This window comes from Synechococcus sp. WH 8101, from assembly GCF_004209775.1.
Lineage (GTDB): Bacteria > Cyanobacteriota > Cyanobacteriia > PCC-6307 > Cyanobiaceae > Synechococcus_C.
In genome coordinates this window covers 37,092-53,479 of the sequence record NZ_CP035914.1, presented here as the reverse complement: position 1 = coordinate 53,479, position 16,388 = coordinate 37,092, and the positions used below count along the sequence as shown (strand labels likewise).

Annotated in this window: 17 protein-coding genes and 1 tRNA gene; 10 read left to right on the top strand and 8 right to left on the bottom strand. The window is 55.1% G+C overall.

Annotation, left to right across the window (positions count from 1 at the left end; genetic code table 11):
• Positions 1 to 33 precede the first annotated feature (33 nt).
• Positions 34 to 282 (bottom strand): DUF1651 domain-containing protein, encoded by a 249-nt coding sequence (locus SynWH8101_RS00275; RefSeq protein WP_130128086.1) that lies wholly within the window; start codon positions 280 to 282, stop codon positions 34 to 36.
• Positions 283 to 467: 185 nt separating this feature from the next.
• On the opposite strand from SynWH8101_RS00275, the gene SynWH8101_RS00270 reads away from it, so the two are divergent.
• From SynWH8101_RS00270 to SynWH8101_RS00260, 3 genes are all read left to right on the top strand, one after another.
• Complete coding sequence (locus SynWH8101_RS00270) at positions 468 to 1,040, top strand: recombinase family protein (RefSeq protein ID WP_130130268.1); 573 nt, start codon at positions 468 to 470, stop codon at positions 1,038 to 1,040.
• 8 nt (positions 1,041 to 1,048) lie between these two features.
• The gene (locus SynWH8101_RS00265) at positions 1,049 to 1,408 is read left to right on the top strand and encodes a hypothetical protein (RefSeq protein WP_130128085.1); all 360 of its coding nucleotides are present in this window, start codon (positions 1,049 to 1,051) and stop codon (positions 1,406 to 1,408) included.
• Between the two features lie 1,723 nt (positions 1,409 to 3,131).
• Entirely contained in the window at positions 3,132 to 3,641 is a 510-nt protein-coding gene (locus SynWH8101_RS00260; RefSeq protein ID WP_130128084.1) for a hypothetical protein, read from the top strand.
• 960 nt (positions 3,642 to 4,601) lie between these two features.
• Here SynWH8101_RS00260 and SynWH8101_RS00255 read toward each other — a convergent pair.
• Positions 4,602 to 4,784 (bottom strand): hypothetical protein, encoded by a 183-nt coding sequence (locus SynWH8101_RS00255; RefSeq protein WP_130128083.1) that lies wholly within the window; start codon positions 4,782 to 4,784, stop codon positions 4,602 to 4,604.
• 210 nt (positions 4,785 to 4,994) lie between these two features.
• On the opposite strand from SynWH8101_RS00255, the gene SynWH8101_RS00250 reads away from it, so the two are divergent.
• Positions 4,995 to 5,951 carry a hypothetical protein gene (locus SynWH8101_RS00250; protein WP_130128082.1) on the top strand — a complete coding sequence of 319 codons (957 nt, stop codon included), beginning with the start codon at positions 4,995 to 4,997 and terminating at the stop codon, positions 5,949 to 5,951.
• On the opposite strand, the gene SynWH8101_RS00245 is transcribed toward SynWH8101_RS00250, so the two are convergent.
• The 3 genes from SynWH8101_RS00245 to cbiD all read right to left on the bottom strand — a co-directional run bounded on the left by SynWH8101_RS00245 (position 5,948) and on the right by cbiD (position 10,434).
• Positions 5,948 to 7,276: a site-specific integrase gene (locus tag SynWH8101_RS00245; RefSeq protein WP_187007160.1), complete on the bottom strand. Its 1,329-nt coding sequence runs from the start codon at positions 7,274 to 7,276 to the stop codon at positions 5,948 to 5,950. The two genes, SynWH8101_RS00250 and SynWH8101_RS00245, sit on opposite strands and share 4 nt — an antisense overlap.
• 351 nt (positions 7,277 to 7,627) lie before the next feature.
• A complete protein-coding gene (guaA, locus tag SynWH8101_RS00240) occupies positions 7,628 to 9,214 on the bottom strand; it encodes a glutamine-hydrolyzing GMP synthase (protein WP_130128080.1) in 1,587 nt (528 codons plus the stop codon).
• A gap of 56 nt (positions 9,215 to 9,270) precedes the next feature.
• Positions 9,271 to 10,434: a cobalt-precorrin-5B (C(1))-methyltransferase CbiD gene (gene cbiD / locus SynWH8101_RS00235; protein WP_130128079.1), complete on the bottom strand. Its 1,164-nt coding sequence runs from the start codon at positions 10,432 to 10,434 to the stop codon at positions 9,271 to 9,273.
• Positions 10,435 to 10,502: 68 nt separating this feature from the next.
• Here cbiD and SynWH8101_RS00230 point away from each other — a divergent pair, with 68 nt between their 5' ends.
• Complete coding sequence (locus tag SynWH8101_RS00230; RefSeq protein WP_130128078.1) at positions 10,503 to 11,654, top strand: alanine--glyoxylate aminotransferase family protein; 1,152 nt, start codon at positions 10,503 to 10,505, stop codon at positions 11,652 to 11,654.
• A 44-nt stretch (positions 11,655 to 11,698) separates the two neighbouring features.
• Positions 11,699 to 11,770 (top strand) — tRNA-Gly (locus SynWH8101_RS00225).
• Between the two features lie 379 nt (positions 11,771 to 12,149).
• On the opposite strand, the gene SynWH8101_RS14280 is transcribed toward SynWH8101_RS00225, so the two are convergent.
• Together SynWH8101_RS14280 and SynWH8101_RS00210 are read right to left on the bottom strand one after the other, a co-directional pair.
• The gene (locus SynWH8101_RS14280; protein ID WP_130128076.1) at positions 12,150 to 12,377 is read right to left on the bottom strand and encodes a hypothetical protein; all 228 of its coding nucleotides are present in this window, start codon (positions 12,375 to 12,377) and stop codon (positions 12,150 to 12,152) included.
• A gap of 66 nt (positions 12,378 to 12,443) precedes the next feature.
• Entirely contained in the window at positions 12,444 to 12,731 is a 288-nt protein-coding gene (locus SynWH8101_RS00210) for a hypothetical protein (RefSeq protein WP_038001762.1), read from the bottom strand.
• Positions 12,732 to 12,813: 82 nt separating this feature from the next.
• On the opposite strand from SynWH8101_RS00210, the gene SynWH8101_RS00205 reads away from it, so the two are divergent.
• The 3 genes from SynWH8101_RS00205 to SynWH8101_RS00195 all read left to right on the top strand — a co-directional run bounded on the left by SynWH8101_RS00205 (position 12,814) and on the right by SynWH8101_RS00195 (position 14,206).
• The gene (locus SynWH8101_RS00205) at positions 12,814 to 13,329 is read left to right on the top strand and encodes an AbrB family transcriptional regulator (RefSeq protein WP_007101096.1); all 516 of its coding nucleotides are present in this window, start codon (positions 12,814 to 12,816) and stop codon (positions 13,327 to 13,329) included.
• Between the two features lie 63 nt (positions 13,330 to 13,392).
• Positions 13,393 to 13,815, top strand: coding sequence for a DUF6554 family protein (locus tag SynWH8101_RS00200; RefSeq protein WP_130128075.1), 423 nt, complete (start codon positions 13,393 to 13,395; stop codon positions 13,813 to 13,815).
• 28 nt (positions 13,816 to 13,843) lie between these two features.
• Entirely contained in the window at positions 13,844 to 14,206 is a 363-nt protein-coding gene (locus SynWH8101_RS00195; RefSeq protein WP_130128074.1) for a hypothetical protein, read from the top strand.
• Here the strand turns inward: SynWH8101_RS00195 and SynWH8101_RS00190 are convergent.
• Positions 14,161 to 15,702: a DEAD/DEAH box helicase gene (locus tag SynWH8101_RS00190; protein WP_174719533.1), complete on the bottom strand. Its 1,542-nt coding sequence runs from the start codon at positions 15,700 to 15,702 to the stop codon at positions 14,161 to 14,163. The two genes, SynWH8101_RS00195 and SynWH8101_RS00190, sit on opposite strands and share 46 nt — an antisense overlap.
• A gap of 232 nt (positions 15,703 to 15,934) precedes the next feature.
• On the opposite strand from SynWH8101_RS00190, the gene SynWH8101_RS00185 reads away from it, so the two are divergent.
• Entirely contained in the window at positions 15,935 to 16,366 is a 432-nt protein-coding gene (locus SynWH8101_RS00185; RefSeq protein WP_130128073.1) for an HNH endonuclease, read from the top strand.
• Positions 16,367 to 16,388: the final 22 nt, after the last annotated feature.

Here is a 16,388-nt window from a genome sequence, read left to right as displayed (position 1 = left end):
GGCAGCCCTGGTGCATTAGGGACTGGTGCGGTCTCAGGGTTCTGCGTCAGGACCCCAGACAGCAGGGACCTTCTTCCACCCCTTACGCACCAGGTCCTTCCACATGGACTCTGCTTGCTCCCTTCGTATGTGCCGACGAGTCTTCAGCAGAGCAGCAGACCCATCGGACATCGGACGACCCATATCCACAAAGACCTTGGGGTCTCTCACCCAGGACTTGTCATCCCGATGGAACCGATAGGTCCAGGTCGTTTCGGGGTCCGACAACCACCCGTCTCCCATGATCACCCTCCACGAATACATGCGTATTAGTCATAGCAAGAGATCGGTGTTCGGTTGCTGTTCGGAGACTCAGGAGTTCCTCAGACAAAAACGAACAACCGACGGAACTAAGTTTTTTGGGTGCGATGTTGTTCGGAAAGGGTGTTCGGGTTGTAATTCTAGAAAGGCTCACTCTTTCCGAACAGATGGGACGGAAAATCGGTTACGCAAGGACATCCACGACCCACCAACAGCAGGGTCTGGATGCTCAGGTCCAAGAACTGAAGGAAGCAGGTTGCGAAGAGGTCTTCTCTGAGAAGGTCTCCAGCACCACGACCCTGGATCAACGACACCAACTCCGTGCTTGCTTGTCAGTCCTCCGCAAAGGAGATCTTCTCTGCGTTGCTAAGTTGGATCGACTGGGCAGGTCTCAGGTCGAAGTGATCAACCGACTGAACGACCTCCAACAGCAGGGGATCCATGTGAAGACCCTGGATGGTCTGATCGATACGCAAGCACTGGGAAAGATGGCACCCCTGGTCGTGGGACTGCTTACGGGACTTTCTGAGGTGGAGAGATCTCTGATCCAAGAGAGGAGCAGAGAGTCCGTGGAGCACCGCAGAAGAACAGGAGGGAACCTTGGTGGAAGACCCAAGACCACTGGGAAGAAGGAGTCCTTGGTGCTTCGTCTCCGTAAGGAAGGGGAGTCCTACAGGTCAATCAAGGAGCAGACAGGACTTGCTCTTGCAACCATTACCCGCATCATCAAGGAAGCATAGGCAGTCCGATGAAGAAAATCCTTTTGGCAACAGCAACAGCAGTTGTTGCAGCAGCAGGAGCAGTTGCTTACAAGACCCTCTCCGACAATCCACAAATCCTAATTAGTTGCACCAACGAAGAAACCTTTATCTACAGACCCAAGAAAAATGAATTGGTCTTCGTCAAGATAGGAAATCAAGTCTACAACGAAGTAATGCCATCAGCAGAGATAGACGAAATTGTCTACGCATCTATGGGCAACGACGCAATGGGAAGAGCAAGTTTCATTTACAATGCAAAAACAAACGAGTTGCTTGCAAATTTCGACAAGAAAGGGGAGGACATTGGGACAAAGGAGGCAAAATGCAAAACAAGCATCATGAACTAGATATCTTCTATCTCTTCTTTGGAATTCTCAGGCAATCTATTATTACTGTAGAACCGAAGATGAAAACCATCTTGCTTGACGCAAATCAAAGGGGAAAAATCAATCATTGAATTTTGGACGATAGTCTTTCTGCCGCATCATCTTTTCCCTCATGTATCTTTGATATACACAAGGGAATTTGTTTTCAAGAAATTTGTGAATACTCATAGACTGATTACACTTATTGCAACTAAATCTATAGGTATAACAACCTGTTACTGGGTAAATCCTCGCACACTTTTCTCTTTTCTTGGATGGTCTCTGCTTTCTATGACAGCAATATGGACAAGCAAACTTAAAACCTATCCCCCAACCATCTTTAATTGGGAAATCTTCTGGATAGACTGTTTTACCTTCGACAGAAATGACAAGGGCATCTTTGATCTGTTTAACGCAATCCGTGATATTCATTAGATTTAAGTGTGAAATGCATATTATTGACTCTTCAGTCATGAGTGAATTATGACACAAGACACCACATAAGTCAACACCCTACTGAGCCAAATAGACTTGACAAAGCATCAAATTTCAATTATAATGTAAACATAGTGAATTCAAGGCAAGAGTGCATCTTAAACTTCTAATTTGTCTATATAATACATAAGGGGTTTCAGGAAATTGTCCCTTTGGTCTTAACCATAAAGTCCCAAGAGAGTTCATGCCGCAGGCATTTTCACGAACCGAAGGTGAGTGAAAGCATTAAGAAAGTAATTTAGAATTGGTTTGAAGAAAGTATGTCTGGTGATCCTAGACTGAGACCAATAAAGTTACAGGATAATCTGAAAAACCCCACTTGAACATCAATACACCAAAAGGAGTCACAAAGAATGCCAGTATTAAACAAGAAACAAAATAGATTCCAGATGTCTTATAAGGAGAGAGAAGCAGGTGCTTTCTGGAATCTTGAAAAATCACTTATAGACGACTTATGCATACCTACTCGTTCTGATCTACACAAATATGCACTTAAGTATCTTTACAAAGTGCATCAGCAGCAGAAGGATCTGACTTTTATCTGATTAACAATGAAACAAATCAAGTTAAGCAACGTTCATTATCACATGCTTGTAGAGTTGTCTAAAAAGAGAAGAATCTCTATTGAGGATCTTCTGGAAGATCTAATCAGAGACTCTTACAACACTAAACACAAAAGGTAACGAGATTTAGAAATGCAAAAGACATATTCTATTCGTGAAATCGAAGAACGACTTGAGTTTTACTATTCAAAACTATATGCGTTGGACGAAGAGCAAAAGGAAGATTTATCATCAATAAACTATCTCAAAGAACAAATATCGCACTGGAAAAAAGAACACCTTCAAGCAGAAGAGAACAAATTGTTTGGAGAAAACATAGTCAATAGCAGTTTAAGAGAGTAAAACTGCTGTGCTGCTGTGCTGCTGTGCTGCTGTGCTGCCACAAAGCACATAATGCGAAAACTGCATAAAGCAGCAAAATGCAGTGCTGCAACTTGACATGCCTGCTTCTAACATGAGAGTTTGGTGTAGTGGTTAAAAACACATGAGAAGAATAACTCTTTTGGTGTCCGATGATTTACATCTTTCTCTTAAAAAACTTGCATTTATCGAAAATCGAACCATTTCTTCTGTAACCAGAGAAGCATTGTATACCTTTTGCAAAGAAAAACAAAGTTCAGATATTGAAATTTTAGATCATAGAGAAAATGAATCAGAGGAGGAAAGTGCATAAACCACTAATTCTCCTTGCTATTTTATTAACTTCATGCTCCTCGATAAATCAAAGCAAATCTCTTCCAGAGGCAAAAGACACAGAAAAAGTTGACAAATCTATTCGATCAGATGAAGAGAGATTACTTTTTGATGAAGATTATAGAAACAAAATTTTGAGCAGTTGCAACTCAGATGGAGAGATTGATGCTAAAACATCATATGGAATGTGGTCAAAATACAACTCATGCTACCTAAGATTGAACAATATTGAGATTGGCAAAACGGATATACTCATTCATAAAAGCAATCAGGGAGATGCAAATGCATTTAAGTTTATGATTTTCCCTGATACTGCATACGGGAAAAGCATATTGACCAGTCAATCAATTCATGAAGTAACTAAAAAGGGCAATATATGCATTCAATACTATCAGAACACTTTACCGATCCTAACAGTATCAAAAGACTCTCTCTGTGAAGCATTGCAATACAAGCAAATATGAATTGCATCGCAGAGGAAACAAATGATTTCTCATTGCTTTGAAGATCCAGGAGCACTTCTGTCTTTGTGAAATTGTTCAGTTGCTTATGCTTTAGCAATTTGCCAACTTTTATTAGTCCCATTTGACTTACATCCTAGGATCATAGTTCGAGTGCATAAGAGAATTTTCATTTTTGCACCATTTTCTGGAACTTCAATCTTTTTAAATTTGTCTTTACCTGTAAACTATGTACACGAATGAAGGTATTCGTGACATGGCAGATAATACGATAAAAATCAATGGGGCCTTTAGTGCTACAAAAGTATGCATCCTCAAACGAACTAAAAATCCATATGTCTAAAAAAATCCCCCAGGATTTTTGAGTTCCCAGGGGGTCAAGCAATCAAGGAGGAGGTATTATCTGATCCCCTATTAGATCAATCACCCGAGAGGGTTATATTCACCATTGTTCTCCAAGTCCAACAGGATATCTGCCTTGCAGTAGTTGGAAAGTCGTTCATGCTCGGGTGAGTTCAAAACCTGTCGAAGTGCTTTCTTAAGGGCATTCCGAGCATTATGAAGACATTGAGTTTTTGCCTTCATCGCATCAAGTTGTTCTGGTGTGTAATTCATAAGATTTTCTCCAATAGTAAGTGAATAAAAGGGGAGTTATTACCTTCTGTCTCCTGGTCCCCAAAACCAGGGTTTTACGAGGGTCAGAGGTCCTCGAAGAACTTATGTAGAGAGAACCTTTGTGCCTCCTCCAAAGGGAGAGACGACACGAACCGATTCAGGTTCCAGACCGCATACTTCTGGTAGTTCCCTCCAGGGGATGAGCAAAGGGTGAAAGATCTCTGTTCACCCCCATAGGAAGCAACACAGACAGGATGCCCTGTCTTCTTACGCATACGGAAGGTTCCTTCATCAGCAAGGTCCCGAAGGTAGTCCTCAATCCTGCGATTGACCTGTGCTGAGTTCATTTCAGAAACCACAAACCCCATACACCTCTTGACGGATTTGCCGACTTGCAGAATTAGCAGAGAGAAAGGTATCACCATCCCACGAAAATCCAATTTGATTGGACTCATCAGGACCCTCAAAACAACGATCATCAGAATCCCTTTCCTGATCATTCCAGTAAATCAGATCGGTAATGTCATCCATGAATGACTTAGCACTTCGAGCAGAATCAAACTTGATTGTGAGGGTTTTTGAATTAGACATAAGGAAATCTCCTTTGCTTTGTTTGACCCTTATATAATCCCACAATTTCTCTACGTTGTGTCGTAGAAATGTGCTCTTTGTCCTTGGGTCTTTTCTCTACAAAATCTCTACGTTCCGCAGTAGAGTGTCTCCATACGGAAGACGGGTGACGTGTCAGACCAACTGGAGAAAGGTTTTGCCACCTTCGTGCGACTGGCAGAAGAGAACCCATACACAGGCACCCCAGAGCAAATCGTGACCCTGTGCCTGGGGATAGATGCAACAGCAACACGTCTGAAGAGACCAACGTTCTCCCTCTTCAGGGAGGAGACAGGCATCAACGACAAGGTGTTCTCCAAGTTGCGGGTCATCGGCAAGACCCTGAAGCAACTGACCGACAAGGAACGTAGAGACGTGGTTAAGGGTCTCCCTGCCTCTTACTCAACCATCCACGTCCTCTGCTCCCTTACCCCTGCGGAACTGGTCACGGGCATCAGAAGCAAGAGCATCACTCCTGCTACTTCCGTCAGTGCAGCAAGGGCATATGCCAAGCAAGTCAGGTTCCCTGCACTTGCAGCAACAGATGGGGACAAAGGTCGTTGGGGTGCCAAGCAAGAACACCTCTGGAGTGTCTTCAGACCCGAAGAGACACCTCTGGCAGGGAAGGCATCCAAGGCACTCGAGGAGGCACTCAGAAGGGTGTGTCAGGAGCACGGAGTGGTCCTGAGGCAAGCAACCACAGCAGGCATTGCATCTCTGAGAGAAGAGGAGAGACGCAAACGTGCTGCCTTCTGGAGAGAAGTCCTGGAAGGAGAACTCACGCACAAGTGGTTCTTGCAACTTCCTGAGGACGTGAAGAAGCAGTTCAACCTCAAGACCATTGATGAGGTGCGAGACACACCCCTACGTCAATTCACAGGGTTCCTCATCAAGACAGATGGAGGCAGAGACAAGTTCTGGGAGACACACGGACAGGCATACGTCTCCAAAGTGCAATATCTAATGGCAAGCATAGAAGACAGAGCACAACGATACAACTACAAGTTGCGTTTAGAAGAGGTATTAGGCAAAAGAAAAGAGTTGGCAATCTGGAATAACACCATCCTCAAAAGAAGTGGTCTACTCTAATCAAGCATCACATCAGGAACGAGGAAATCTTCTCCTTCAGGAATAACCTTTCCACCAAGACCAATATCCTTATTCATCCTCATTAGGTCAGCAGTCGCAAGTCGGTTGAGGTAGTGGGAATAGTGCTTCCGCAGATAAGGTTCTGTACATCCCATATTTTCACAAAGTGCAGAACGAGACGTGCCGTTCTGCAAACGGATGGATGCATAAAAGTGTCTTAGTGCGTATGGAACCAGGTGCTTGCCAGTCCTCTCTTCCTCCTTTGTGAAAGCAATCATCCTTCGGAACTGAGTTCTGAACTGCTTGGTAGTGAATGGGGTTCCATCCAAATGGCAGAACAGAAAATCATCCATAGAACGATGCTGTGACTTATCCCAGACACGACGGGCAAAGAGACCACCCATCGCATTCACCTCACGGGCACCCGTTTTATTGGACTTATGAACCTGAACGAGGCAGCAAAGCATCGTTTCGTCCTCTCCATTCTTCCCAACGTTGCGTTGAAAAAACGTAAGGTCCTTCCTCTTGACCTTCACGAGTTCCCCAACACGCATCCCGCAGTTGGCAAGGAAAAACACCATCTGATAGGCAACCCAGGCATCCCAGAACTCCTCCTGGGGTAGTTGCTGCTGCTCTTTCAACCACTCACGGAGACGACGTCTAAAGGGTTTCCACTCATCGGGTTCCCAGGTGTCCCTCCTCACCTTGTCGTCAGTCACCAGGTTCTCGTCCTGGAAGGGGAGTTTTGGAGAGAGGGGCAGATGGGAGTTCTCCATCCCCCATTTCCAGCACTCCCTAATCATTCCCATCTCGTTTTGGAGGGTGATTGCTTTTGGCCTTCCACCAGTGCGGGTGTGCCTGCTCTCAACCCTCCACGTCTGCCACTCTTTCCACTTGGCATAGGGAATGCTGCGGGCATCTGACTTGGCACCAAGGAACGGAACCAAGTAGTTCCGCAGTTTCCCTGCAATCAGGGCATACCTCTCCTTGGTGATGCTTCTGCGTCCTGCGTCTTCCTTCCCCTCCCATTCCCCACGTATGAGGGCACGTTTGGTCTGGAGAAACTTTTCCACCAGGTCCTCCACAGACAAAGGCAGGACACTCCCTCCGTTCTTCAGAACGTACTTGAGTTCCAGAACCTCCTCTGCTGCTTTCTCTATGGCAGCAGACCTGTCAGAGGTCCTCAGAGACTTCCTAAGACCTTTGGTGTTGGGGACAGGGATGCGGAGTTGATAGGTGCGTTCCTCAACAGGGAGATGCACCTGCTTGTCCCTTCGTTTGTACAGGTAAGGCACCTGTGCTTCGGGACTAACCCGTAGGTGCATCAGTTCCTCATACAGGGCATAGGAGGTCTGATTGTTTCCTCTGCTTCCCACTTCAGTTCTCCCTTCCATGACGACATAGGTATTTTCCTACGTTTTCTCTACGTTGTGTCGTAGAAAAGTGCTGTTTAGGAAGGGACTTGTTCTCTACGAATTCTCTACACGTCGTAGAGACACACCCGTAGAGAAAACCAGAGTTGGACGACATCTCTGTAGAGACGGAGACAGGGCATTGGGTGAAACTCGGGTGAAACCGACCTTCCAAACCCCTTGTCCCCAGTCACCCCAAACACGGGGTGAAACGCAGGTGAAACCCCCTACAGGTAGTTGTAGTAAGGGATTAGACCCCCTGAACTACTCCCACTCGATTGTTCCGGGTGGCTTGCTGGTGATGTCGAGCACCACCCGGTTCACCCCCTTCACCTCATTGACGATCCGGTTGGAGATCCGCTCCATCAGCTCCGGCGGCAGACGCGACCAATCCGCGGTCATGCCGTCTTCGCTCGATACGCAACGCAACACAATCGGCCAGGCATAGGTGCGCTTATCGCCCATCACACCCACGGAGCGGACGGGCAGCAAGACGGCAAAGGCCTGCCAGATCTCGTGATAAAGGCCAGCCTCCTTGATCTCCTCACGCACGATCAGATCGGCATCGCGCAGGCAGTCGAGCTTCTCATCGGTGACCTCACCGAGGATGCGGATGGCCAGGCCCGGTCCGGGGAAGGGATGGCGACGCACGATCTCCTCCGGCAGACCGAGGCTGCGGCCCACCTTGCGCACCTCATCTTTGAACAGCTTGCGCAGCGGCTCCACCAACTTGAACTGCAGATCCTTCGGCAAACCGCCCACGTTGTGGTGGCTCTTGATCTTCACGGCCACCCGTTCGCCGGTCTTGGGATCAATGTTGGTGCCGGCACTCTCAATCACATCCGGATACAGGGTGCCCTGGGCGAGGTAATCGAAGGGGCCAAGGCGCTTGCTCTCCTCCTCGAACACCCGGATGAACTCCGTGCCGATGATCTTGCGCTTCTCCTCAGGATCGGTGATGCCGGCGAGTTTGTCGAGAAAACGCTTGCGCGCGTTGATGTACTCCACATGAATGTTGAACTTGCGATCGAAGAAATCCATGAGGAACTCGGGCTCCCCCTTTCGCATGAATCCCTGATCGATGAACATGCAGGTGAGCTGATCGCCGATCGCTTTCTTGAGCAGAAAGGCCAACGTGGAGGAGTCCACACCACCCGATAGGGCCAGCAGCACGCGCTTCTCACCCACCTGCTCCCGCACCAGCCTCACGGCCTCTTCAATGAAGGCCGCCGTGGTCCAGTCGGGTTCACAACCGCAGATGTGATACACGAAGTTGCGGATCAGGGCCATCCCGCAGGTGGAATGGACCACTTCGGGGTGAAACTGCACGCCGTAAAGCCGGCGTTGATGGTCGGCCACAGCCGCCATCGGCGTGTTGGCCGTGTGAGCGAGGCCCACGAAGCCTTCCGGCAACGCCTCAACGGAATCACCGTGGCTCATCCACATCGTCGAGCCGTCGTCCACATTCGTGAGCAGGTCGGTGGGGTCGTCCACCACCAGAGGGGCCTTGCCGTATTCCGCCTTGCCGGTGGCCGCCTCGACGCGGCCCCCCAGCTGCTGCACCATCAGCTGCATGCCGTAACAGACGCCGAGCACCGGGACCCCCAGGCTCCAGAGCGCCGGATCACAGAGGGGAGCTCCCTCCGCGTACACCGAACTGGGGCCCCCGCTGAGAATGATTCCCTTTGGCGCCAACTCGCGAAGCTCTTCGGCGGAGGTGCTGTAGCCCAACACCACCGAATACACCTCGGTTTCACGCACGCGCCGAGCAATCAGCTCGGAGTATTGGGAACCGAAATCAAGAATGACGATGGCCGGCTTGCGCTGGCCATCGGACTGGGTTGAGGACATCTCGGCAGGTGGGTCGAATCAGGACGACCGTCGTGATCTTCAGCGTAATGAAGGGCTCAGATCGGCCTCTGCAAACCGCTGCCCCAACGGTTCAGTAGGCGCAGGCCCTCGGGCCCGGCCCAGCGCAGGCAACGGGAACGATCGAACAGGGCGGCGCCGATCCGGAGCGGCCAACGGCCATAGCGCTCCAGGTAGGTGCGGCTGCGCTGCTCCACTGCGGCCGCGATCGCCTGCCACAAAGCGCCGGCCGCCTCGGGATCGCACTCCGACAAGGCCAGGAGAGCCGCCTCCAGTGATGGGAGTTGGAGCAGGGGCTGCAGCCGTTCCGAGGCCCAGCCCTCACGCACCGCCAGGGCAACTAACACCTCGAGGCGGCCATCGGCCAGGTGGTGATGGGTGTGGAAGATCCCACCGGCCAGTTTGATCAACTTGCCGTGATACCCGAGCAACAACAACTCCTGAACGCCCGCTTCCGCCGCCGCCACCAACACCGGACCGATCCAATTGCCCACCTTGAGCACGGGCAGCCGATCGGCCAGACCGCTGCTGCGGGCAAGATCGAGACCGTTTTCGCCGATCACCACCACCAGAGCGCCCTCAAAAGCGGCAGCCCGGGTGAGTTGCGTCAGTTGCTCGAGCGTCGCCTTGAGCTGGTCGGGTGAGGCGCTGGCCTGCACCTCGGCCTGGGTGCCGATCAGGGCCAGTCCATCCACCACCCCGAAGGCGGCATTGCTGGTGCGCTCCGCCAGGGCCCGGCCGGCCGGCAGGATCACCTCGAGCCTGAGGGCGCGGCCCCGGGGCAACAACGGCTGCAGATTCCGTTGCAGTAACTGGCGCGCGAAGGAGGAGATGCAGAGCCGCTGATCGGCCTCCATCCGCCCCACCCCTTCCCCGGCCACCAGCTCCAACCAGTCGTCGCCCTCCGTTTCGATCGGCGCCGGCAGTCGCCAACAGAGCCGCACCCAGATCTCCAGCCCACGGGTCAGGTCAAGCCCCTGACCGGGATCACACAGACTGATCGCCAGAGCCTGCTCACCCTGGGCGAGGGGAGCGACCGACTGCACCGGCACGCGCAGGGGCTCGCTGCGATCGGGCAGCGTCAACACCTGCGTCTCCTCTACCGGCATCCCCAGCAGGCACTGAAGAGCAGCCCGCGCCGCTGCCGCCACCCACACCGGGAGGGTCAGACCAGACGAATCCATGCGGGGGGCCTCGGCCATGGGTGTTCGCGTTGCAACAGGAGGCCTGTGGTCATTTTTTACAATGTCCGATTCCCGATCCGAGGCCCGTGCAGGACAAGCTCACCCTGATGATCCCCGGGCCGACCCCGGTGCCCGAGACGGTGCTCAAGGCGATGGGCCGGCATCCGATCGGACACCGCAGCGGTGAGTTCCAGGCCGTGGTGCAACGCACCACCGAGCAGTTGCGTTGGCTGCATCAGACCAGCGGCGATGTGCTCGTGATCACGGGCAGCGGCACCGCAGCGATGGAAGCGGGAATCATCAACACCCTCAGCCGCGGTGATCGGGTGCTCTGCGGTGACAACGGCAAGTTCGGGGAACGCTGGGTGAAAGTGGCCCGCGCCTATGGGCTCAACGTGGAGGTGATCAAGGCCGAATGGGGGCAGCCCCTCGATCCGGAGGCCTTCCGCAACGCCCTGGAAGCAGACACGCAGAAAGAGATCCGCGCCGTGATCCTCACCCATTCGGAAACCTCCACCGGGGTGATCAATGACCTGGAGGCGATCAGCGCCCACGTGAAGGCCCACGGCACAGCACTCACCATCGCCGACTGTGTCACCAGCCTGGGGGCCAGCAACGTGCCGATGGATGCCTGGGGCCTGGATGTGGTGGCCTCTGGCTCGCAGAAGGGCTACATGATGCCGCCGGGGTTGAGCTTTGTGGCCATGAGCGAGCGGGCCTGGCAGGCCTACGAGCGCTCCGATCTGCCCAAGTTCTATCTCGATCTGGGTCCGTATCGGAAAACGGCGGCGAAACACAGCAATCCATTCACACCGGCGGTCAACCTCTATTTCGCCCTAGAAGCGGCCCTGGAGATGATGCAGGCTGAAGGCCTGGAATCGATCTTTGCCCGTCATGCCCGCCACCGGGCCGCCGCCCAGGCCGGCATGAAAGCGATCGGTCTGCGCCTTTACGCCGCTGAAGGTCATGGCAGCCCGGCGATCACGGCGGTGGCCCCCGAAGGTCTCGACGCCGAACAACTGCGCAAGGCCGTGAAAGATCGCTTCGACATCCTCCTGGCCGGTGGCCAGGACCATCTCAAGGGCCAGGTGTTCCGGATCGGCCACCTCGGCTTCGTCTGCGATCGCGATGTGCTCACCGCCGTCTCGGCGATCGAAGCCACACTCCATGGGCTGGGTCTGCACAAGGGCAGCATGGGAGCCGGCGTTGCGGCGGCAGCTGAAGCGCTGCAAGGCTGAGCGCGACCAAAAATCCGGCGGCAGTGACATACACTGCCGCTCATGCGGGTGTAATTCAGTGGTAGAATGTCAGCTTCCCAAGCTGAACGTCGCCGGTTCGAGTCCGGTCACCCGCTTACGGAATTAATAGGAGTGTTCAACTGCGATCAACCGTGTTTACGACCTCGGTTTGATCAGTTGCAACACCTGTGGTCCAACGCTACCGGCACGCCGCTCCTGATCCAGGGCTTTGAGAATGCATGCAGCTGAGGCATCAATGCGCCCGGCATCGGCATGGGCACGGGCTTCCGCAAACAATGACTGTGCCTGGTTGAGATGCGACTGTCGCTGATCCGCCCCAGCCACAGACAGCGAACGCGCTGGCGTGGACTTCAGCAATGTGGAGGTCAATGCAAACAATCAATCTTCTGCAATCTTATCTCTGCTCAGCACAAAACAACCATCCGATGTGAGCCCCGCGGCATCGACGCTGCATCGATGCCGCAGCCAGAGATGTCAGGTTCCCGGCTCTTCGACATTGCCGCCGAGGGCTTCAATCTGCTCACGCAGCTGGGCGGAGCGGCCATCATCGCCGCGGCTCATCGCCACAGCGAGGGCGAATTCCAGTTTCTCCAACTGATGCCCACCCTCAACGAAACCTCGGCGGGCACAGGAGGGAGAAGCAATCCGAGCCGGGCGGAGGGAAGCACCCGGAGCACAAGAGAGGGAGTTGGTGTGTGCCATGGTTGGCTTTCTTTTTATTTTGACACCTCTGGCCAGGATGTGCTGGTGTTCCAAGGCCACTCAGCCTCAGGCAGCCAGGCTCTCCAGCGCCATGTCCTGATCACGACTGGATGGTTCCGTGATCGCTTCCGACTCGCGCAGCAGGTCCTGACACTCCTGCAGGATCAAATCCACACCATCGAGGCGCTCAAGCTCCTCGGCGGCCATCGTTCCGGCCTGCTGCTGCTGGCGCAGCTGAAGCTCCAGGCTCTCAAGCCGCTGCTCCAGTTTCACCAACCGTTGCGAAAGGGCATTGAGGGTCTGGGCCACATCCTCAGCGGTGCGGGTGATGCGAAAGGACACGGACTGGGTCATGGCCGCGGCGAGCCGGAAGGACTGAGCCGATGACAACACATGGCAGATCAGACTGGAAGGCTTCCTGATCGGAATCCCTTCCATGCCTGTTCCGGCAACGCCTCTGGTGTATCTGCTGGCTGGAGCAACCCTGGGCCTGCTGGCCCTGCGCACCGGCATTCCCGCCGCTCCCCTCGCCGGAGCTCTGCTTGGCGCCGGACTGGTCAGCATGAGCGGACGCCTGCCTGTGGCCGAATGGCCTCACGGCACGCGCACAGCCCTGGAGATCGGCATCGGCACCGTGATCGGCACAGGCCTGACCCGGGACGCCCTGCATCAGCTGCAACAGCTCTGGCGGCCTGCGGTGCTGATCACGCTCACCCTGGTGATGACCGGCCTCGTGGTGGGACTCTGGACCAGTCGCCTGCTCGGGGTTGATCCCGTGGTCGCCCTGCTCGGCGCCGCTCCGGGCGGCATCAGCGGCATGAGTCTGGTGGGCGCTGAATTCGGCGTCGGAGCTGCCGTGGCCGCGCTCCATGCCGTGCGCCTGATCACCGTGCTGTTAGTGCTGCCGTTGGTGGTGAAACTGCTCACCCCCCTCGGGATCGGTGAGTCCTGAAACAGACCTGGACAGAAACAGGTGAATCGATACGTTGGCGCAGATCGTCCTCAACGTCCAGCCATGGTCAGGATCCGTCACTGTCTCGCTGCTGCCCTCTCCCTGGCCGGACTGACCGGCACGGGACTGGGTGTCAGTGCCCAAGCGAATCAGGCCAGCACGGACCCGACCGCTGCCAAAGGCGCGCAGATCTACTGCTTCATGCGCAGCAACGGCAACAGCCACAGCGTCAGCTGGGAAGCCTCCTATGCCGTGATCAAACGGCAAGGCAACAGTCTGTTCAAAACGTCGCCGGAGCATGCATCGGTGATGATCACAGAAGCGGTGGTCAATTCACCCGGCAACTATCCCGATTGCGGCCGCTATCTCGGCGATCTGTTCGGGGCCTCCAGCGGCTCTGGTCAACTGCCTGAAAACCAGCCCAAAACCTCCAGCTACGGGTCCAACTCCTCCTCTTCCTACGGTGAACAGCGCTACAGCTACTGATCCCAGGCGCCTGCTGGGCGGCCTATTGATGGCAGGCCTTCTGATTGCAGGTCTGGGCAGCGCCGGGCGCTCCGAATCCAGCGCCCGACCCGATCAATCGGAACTCAACAGCCAGGCCTGCCTGGAGGAGCTTGACCTGAGCCAACTGGACCAGGCCTTGCAACGCTGCAATGCGGTGGTGCAGGCCCATCGCACCGACCCGGCACCGCTCACCGATCGCTCCCTGCTCTACATCCTGCTGGGCCGCATCGATCAGGCCTGCCGGGATGTGGATCGGGCCATGACGCTGATGAACAGCAAGGGCTCAGCGGTGGATCCGATGGTGCGCCATGAACTGAAGGTGCGTCAGGCGTCCTGCAGACAACGCGTCAGCAACGCCGGCAAGGGCTGACGCTGCAACGACAGACGGCGCGGGCCCAGCAGCACCTCAATCTGCTTCGCTTTGCTGGCCACCAGGCCATCCACCAATTGATCGGCTACGCCGAGCTGCAGCCAATGGCTGATCAGTTCTCCCTCCATGCCGATGCGGTGGCAGCGGTCTTCCGCCTGATCCACAGCACCAGGGGTCCAGGGACGCTCCAGCAAAATGATGTGCCGTGCTCGGTGCAGGGTGAATCCCAGGCCTCCGGTGCCGTAGGTGCTGAGCAACAGGTCTGTGCCACCGGCCTGGAAGCGATCCACCACCGCCTGGCGCTCGCTGGGCCGAAGACGACCGCTGAGCACAGCACCACCCAGCCGTTGCTGCAGCAGATGCAGCGGCTCCACGAACGTGCTGAACAGCACCACGGTGTCGGACTCGGCACGACATTTGCGAATGAGCTGCTCGGCTGCCGGCAGCTTGAATTCGGCAGCGATCTGTCGCAGGGCCGTGAGCAGGGCAAAGGCTTCGGCATCGGAGCGCACAAGACCGGCACGCACCCGCCGGCGGTAGTCGTCGATCACCTGATCGACGCGATGGTCCATGCCCCGAGCTTCCGGTTCCGACAGCACGAGAGGGTGCAGTCGCCGTCGCTTGGGAGCTAGACCCAGCAGCTGCTGTTTGCGTCGATGCAACACCAGGGGGCGAGTGAGACGGCGTAATTCCTCCAGATGGCTGGCTCCCCCCGACTGCCAACGGCGTTGACCACTCCGCTCACTCCAGTGACCCTGGCAATAGCGCTCTTCAAAACGACGCTGATCGCGAGCGATCGGATGGTCGATCGCAGCCAGCAGAGGGAAGAGCTGGTCGGGACGTCCGTTTTTCATCGGCGTTCCGGTGAGCAGCCAGATCGCCCGCAAGCGGGGGTGGCGAGCCAGGCGCAGCAGGGCCTGGGTGCGCTGCGCAGCCATGGACTGACCGAAATGCGCTTCGTCGACCAGCAACAGGGTGCCCGCCTCCGGCAGCTCCTGCGGAAGATTGGCCCAGCTGAGCAGGGTGGGATCCAGATCCAGACCACTGGCCTCCCGGCGCCAATGATCATGCAAACCCACCGGAGCGATCACCTGCAGGGCGAGAGGCTGGGCGCGCAGCATGGCCCGTGCTGCCAGCAGAGCGGTGAGCGTCTTGCCCAGGCCCATCTCATCTGCGAGCACGGCGCCACGCCGGGCCAGCAACCACCGCGCCCCAGAGCGCTGATGGGGCAAGGGCAGACGGCCATCCGGCAAGGGCGCCTCCAGATCAGCCAGCGCCACAAGCTGGCGGTGCGGCGGCAGTGGCGGCAGAGGATGGCGATGCCACTGCAGCCAGCGCGCCAGGTCGTCGCGCACAGGAAAGCGAGGGCCAAGCTGCTCCTGCAGGCTCTGAGCTGCGGCGAGGGGAAAGTCCCAACCCTGAGCGGCACCGCGCCAGATACCCCTCGGCCGAATGCGTCGCACCTGCGCGTGGGTCACGGCGTCAAAAGGATGCATCACCCGCACGAGGCCGGTGGGAGACAAACCGAGATAACAGCGCTGCGCCGTTGAAGCCGTGATCAATCCATCGGAAGCTATGAATTTAGCCCGCCTGGCGAAGGGCACCAGTCGACTGTGAGTGGGCGATGAATCGCAGCTGGCTCACAGCAACAGAAGGGCGGAAATGCAGTCTTCGACACATTGACGTCGGGGCTGGAGACGGCACACTGCGCCCAACCGAGGCACTCGGATGCACAGCAGGGATGCGGTTTTCCTTGAAGATCTCTGCCCGAAGTTACGTGTCCGACGATGGCGTCAATCGCTCCACACTTACACCGGAAAAAGTTGCATTTATTGCGGCAAACCCTCTGAATCGATTGATCATGTGCTGCCCCGCAGCCGTGGTGGCCTGAGCGTCACCGAAAATTGTGTTCCCGCCTGCCTCTCCTGCAACGGACACAAATCCGATGCGGATGCCTTCGATTGGTATCGTCGGCAGCGTTTTTACGACCCGCGACGCGCGATGGCAATCCGGGCCTGGATGGATGGCGATCTACGCCTGGCGCTCCGCCTGTTGCAGTGGGCCCAGCCGGATCTCGACACCGCACAGGTTGCCGATCTGGACAACCGCGATGCCGACGATGACCTCCACAGGGGCGGCTGGCAACTCCAACCGGCCTGATTGGCAAGGTATTAGAGCCAAA

Excerpts from the sequence above, each read along its gene's own strand:
- SynWH8101_RS00275 (WP_130128086.1), bottom strand. The coding sequence starts at position 282 with ATGGGAGACGGGTGGTTGTCGGACCCCGAAACGACCTGGACCTATCGG.
- SynWH8101_RS00270 (WP_130130268.1), top strand. The coding sequence starts at position 468 with ATGGGACGGAAAATCGGTTACGCAAGGACATCCACGACCCACCAACAG.
- SynWH8101_RS00265 (WP_130128085.1), top strand. The coding sequence starts at position 1,049 with ATGAAGAAAATCCTTTTGGCAACAGCAACAGCAGTTGTTGCAGCAGCA.
- SynWH8101_RS00260 (WP_130128084.1), top strand. The coding sequence starts at position 3,132 with ATGAATCAGAGGAGGAAAGTGCATAAACCACTAATTCTCCTTGCTATT.
- SynWH8101_RS00255 (WP_130128083.1), bottom strand. The coding sequence starts at position 4,784 with ATGGATGACATTACCGATCTGATTTACTGGAATGATCAGGAAAGGGAT.
- SynWH8101_RS00245 (WP_187007160.1), bottom strand. The coding sequence starts at position 7,276 with ATGCACCTACGGGTTAGTCCCGAAGCACAGGTGCCTTACCTGTACAAA.
- guaA (WP_130128080.1), bottom strand. The coding sequence starts at position 9,214 with ATGTCCTCAACCCAGTCCGATGGCCAGCGCAAGCCGGCCATCGTCATT.
- cbiD (WP_130128079.1), bottom strand. The coding sequence starts at position 10,434 with ATGGCCGAGGCCCCCCGCATGGATTCGTCTGGTCTGACCCTCCCGGTG.
- SynWH8101_RS14280 (WP_130128076.1), bottom strand. The coding sequence starts at position 12,377 with ATGGCACACACCAACTCCCTCTCTTGTGCTCCGGGTGCTTCCCTCCGC.
- SynWH8101_RS00210 (WP_038001762.1), bottom strand. The coding sequence starts at position 12,731 with ATGACCCAGTCCGTGTCCTTTCGCATCACCCGCACCGCTGAGGATGTG.
- SynWH8101_RS00205 (WP_007101096.1), top strand. The coding sequence starts at position 12,814 with ATGCCTGTTCCGGCAACGCCTCTGGTGTATCTGCTGGCTGGAGCAACC.
- SynWH8101_RS00200 (WP_130128075.1), top strand. The coding sequence starts at position 13,393 with ATGGTCAGGATCCGTCACTGTCTCGCTGCTGCCCTCTCCCTGGCCGGA.
- SynWH8101_RS00195 (WP_130128074.1), top strand. The coding sequence starts at position 13,844 with ATGGCAGGCCTTCTGATTGCAGGTCTGGGCAGCGCCGGGCGCTCCGAA.
- SynWH8101_RS00190 (WP_174719533.1), bottom strand. The coding sequence starts at position 15,702 with ATGCATCCTTTTGACGCCGTGACCCACGCGCAGGTGCGACGCATTCGG.
- SynWH8101_RS00185 (WP_130128073.1), top strand. The coding sequence starts at position 15,935 with ATGCACAGCAGGGATGCGGTTTTCCTTGAAGATCTCTGCCCGAAGTTA.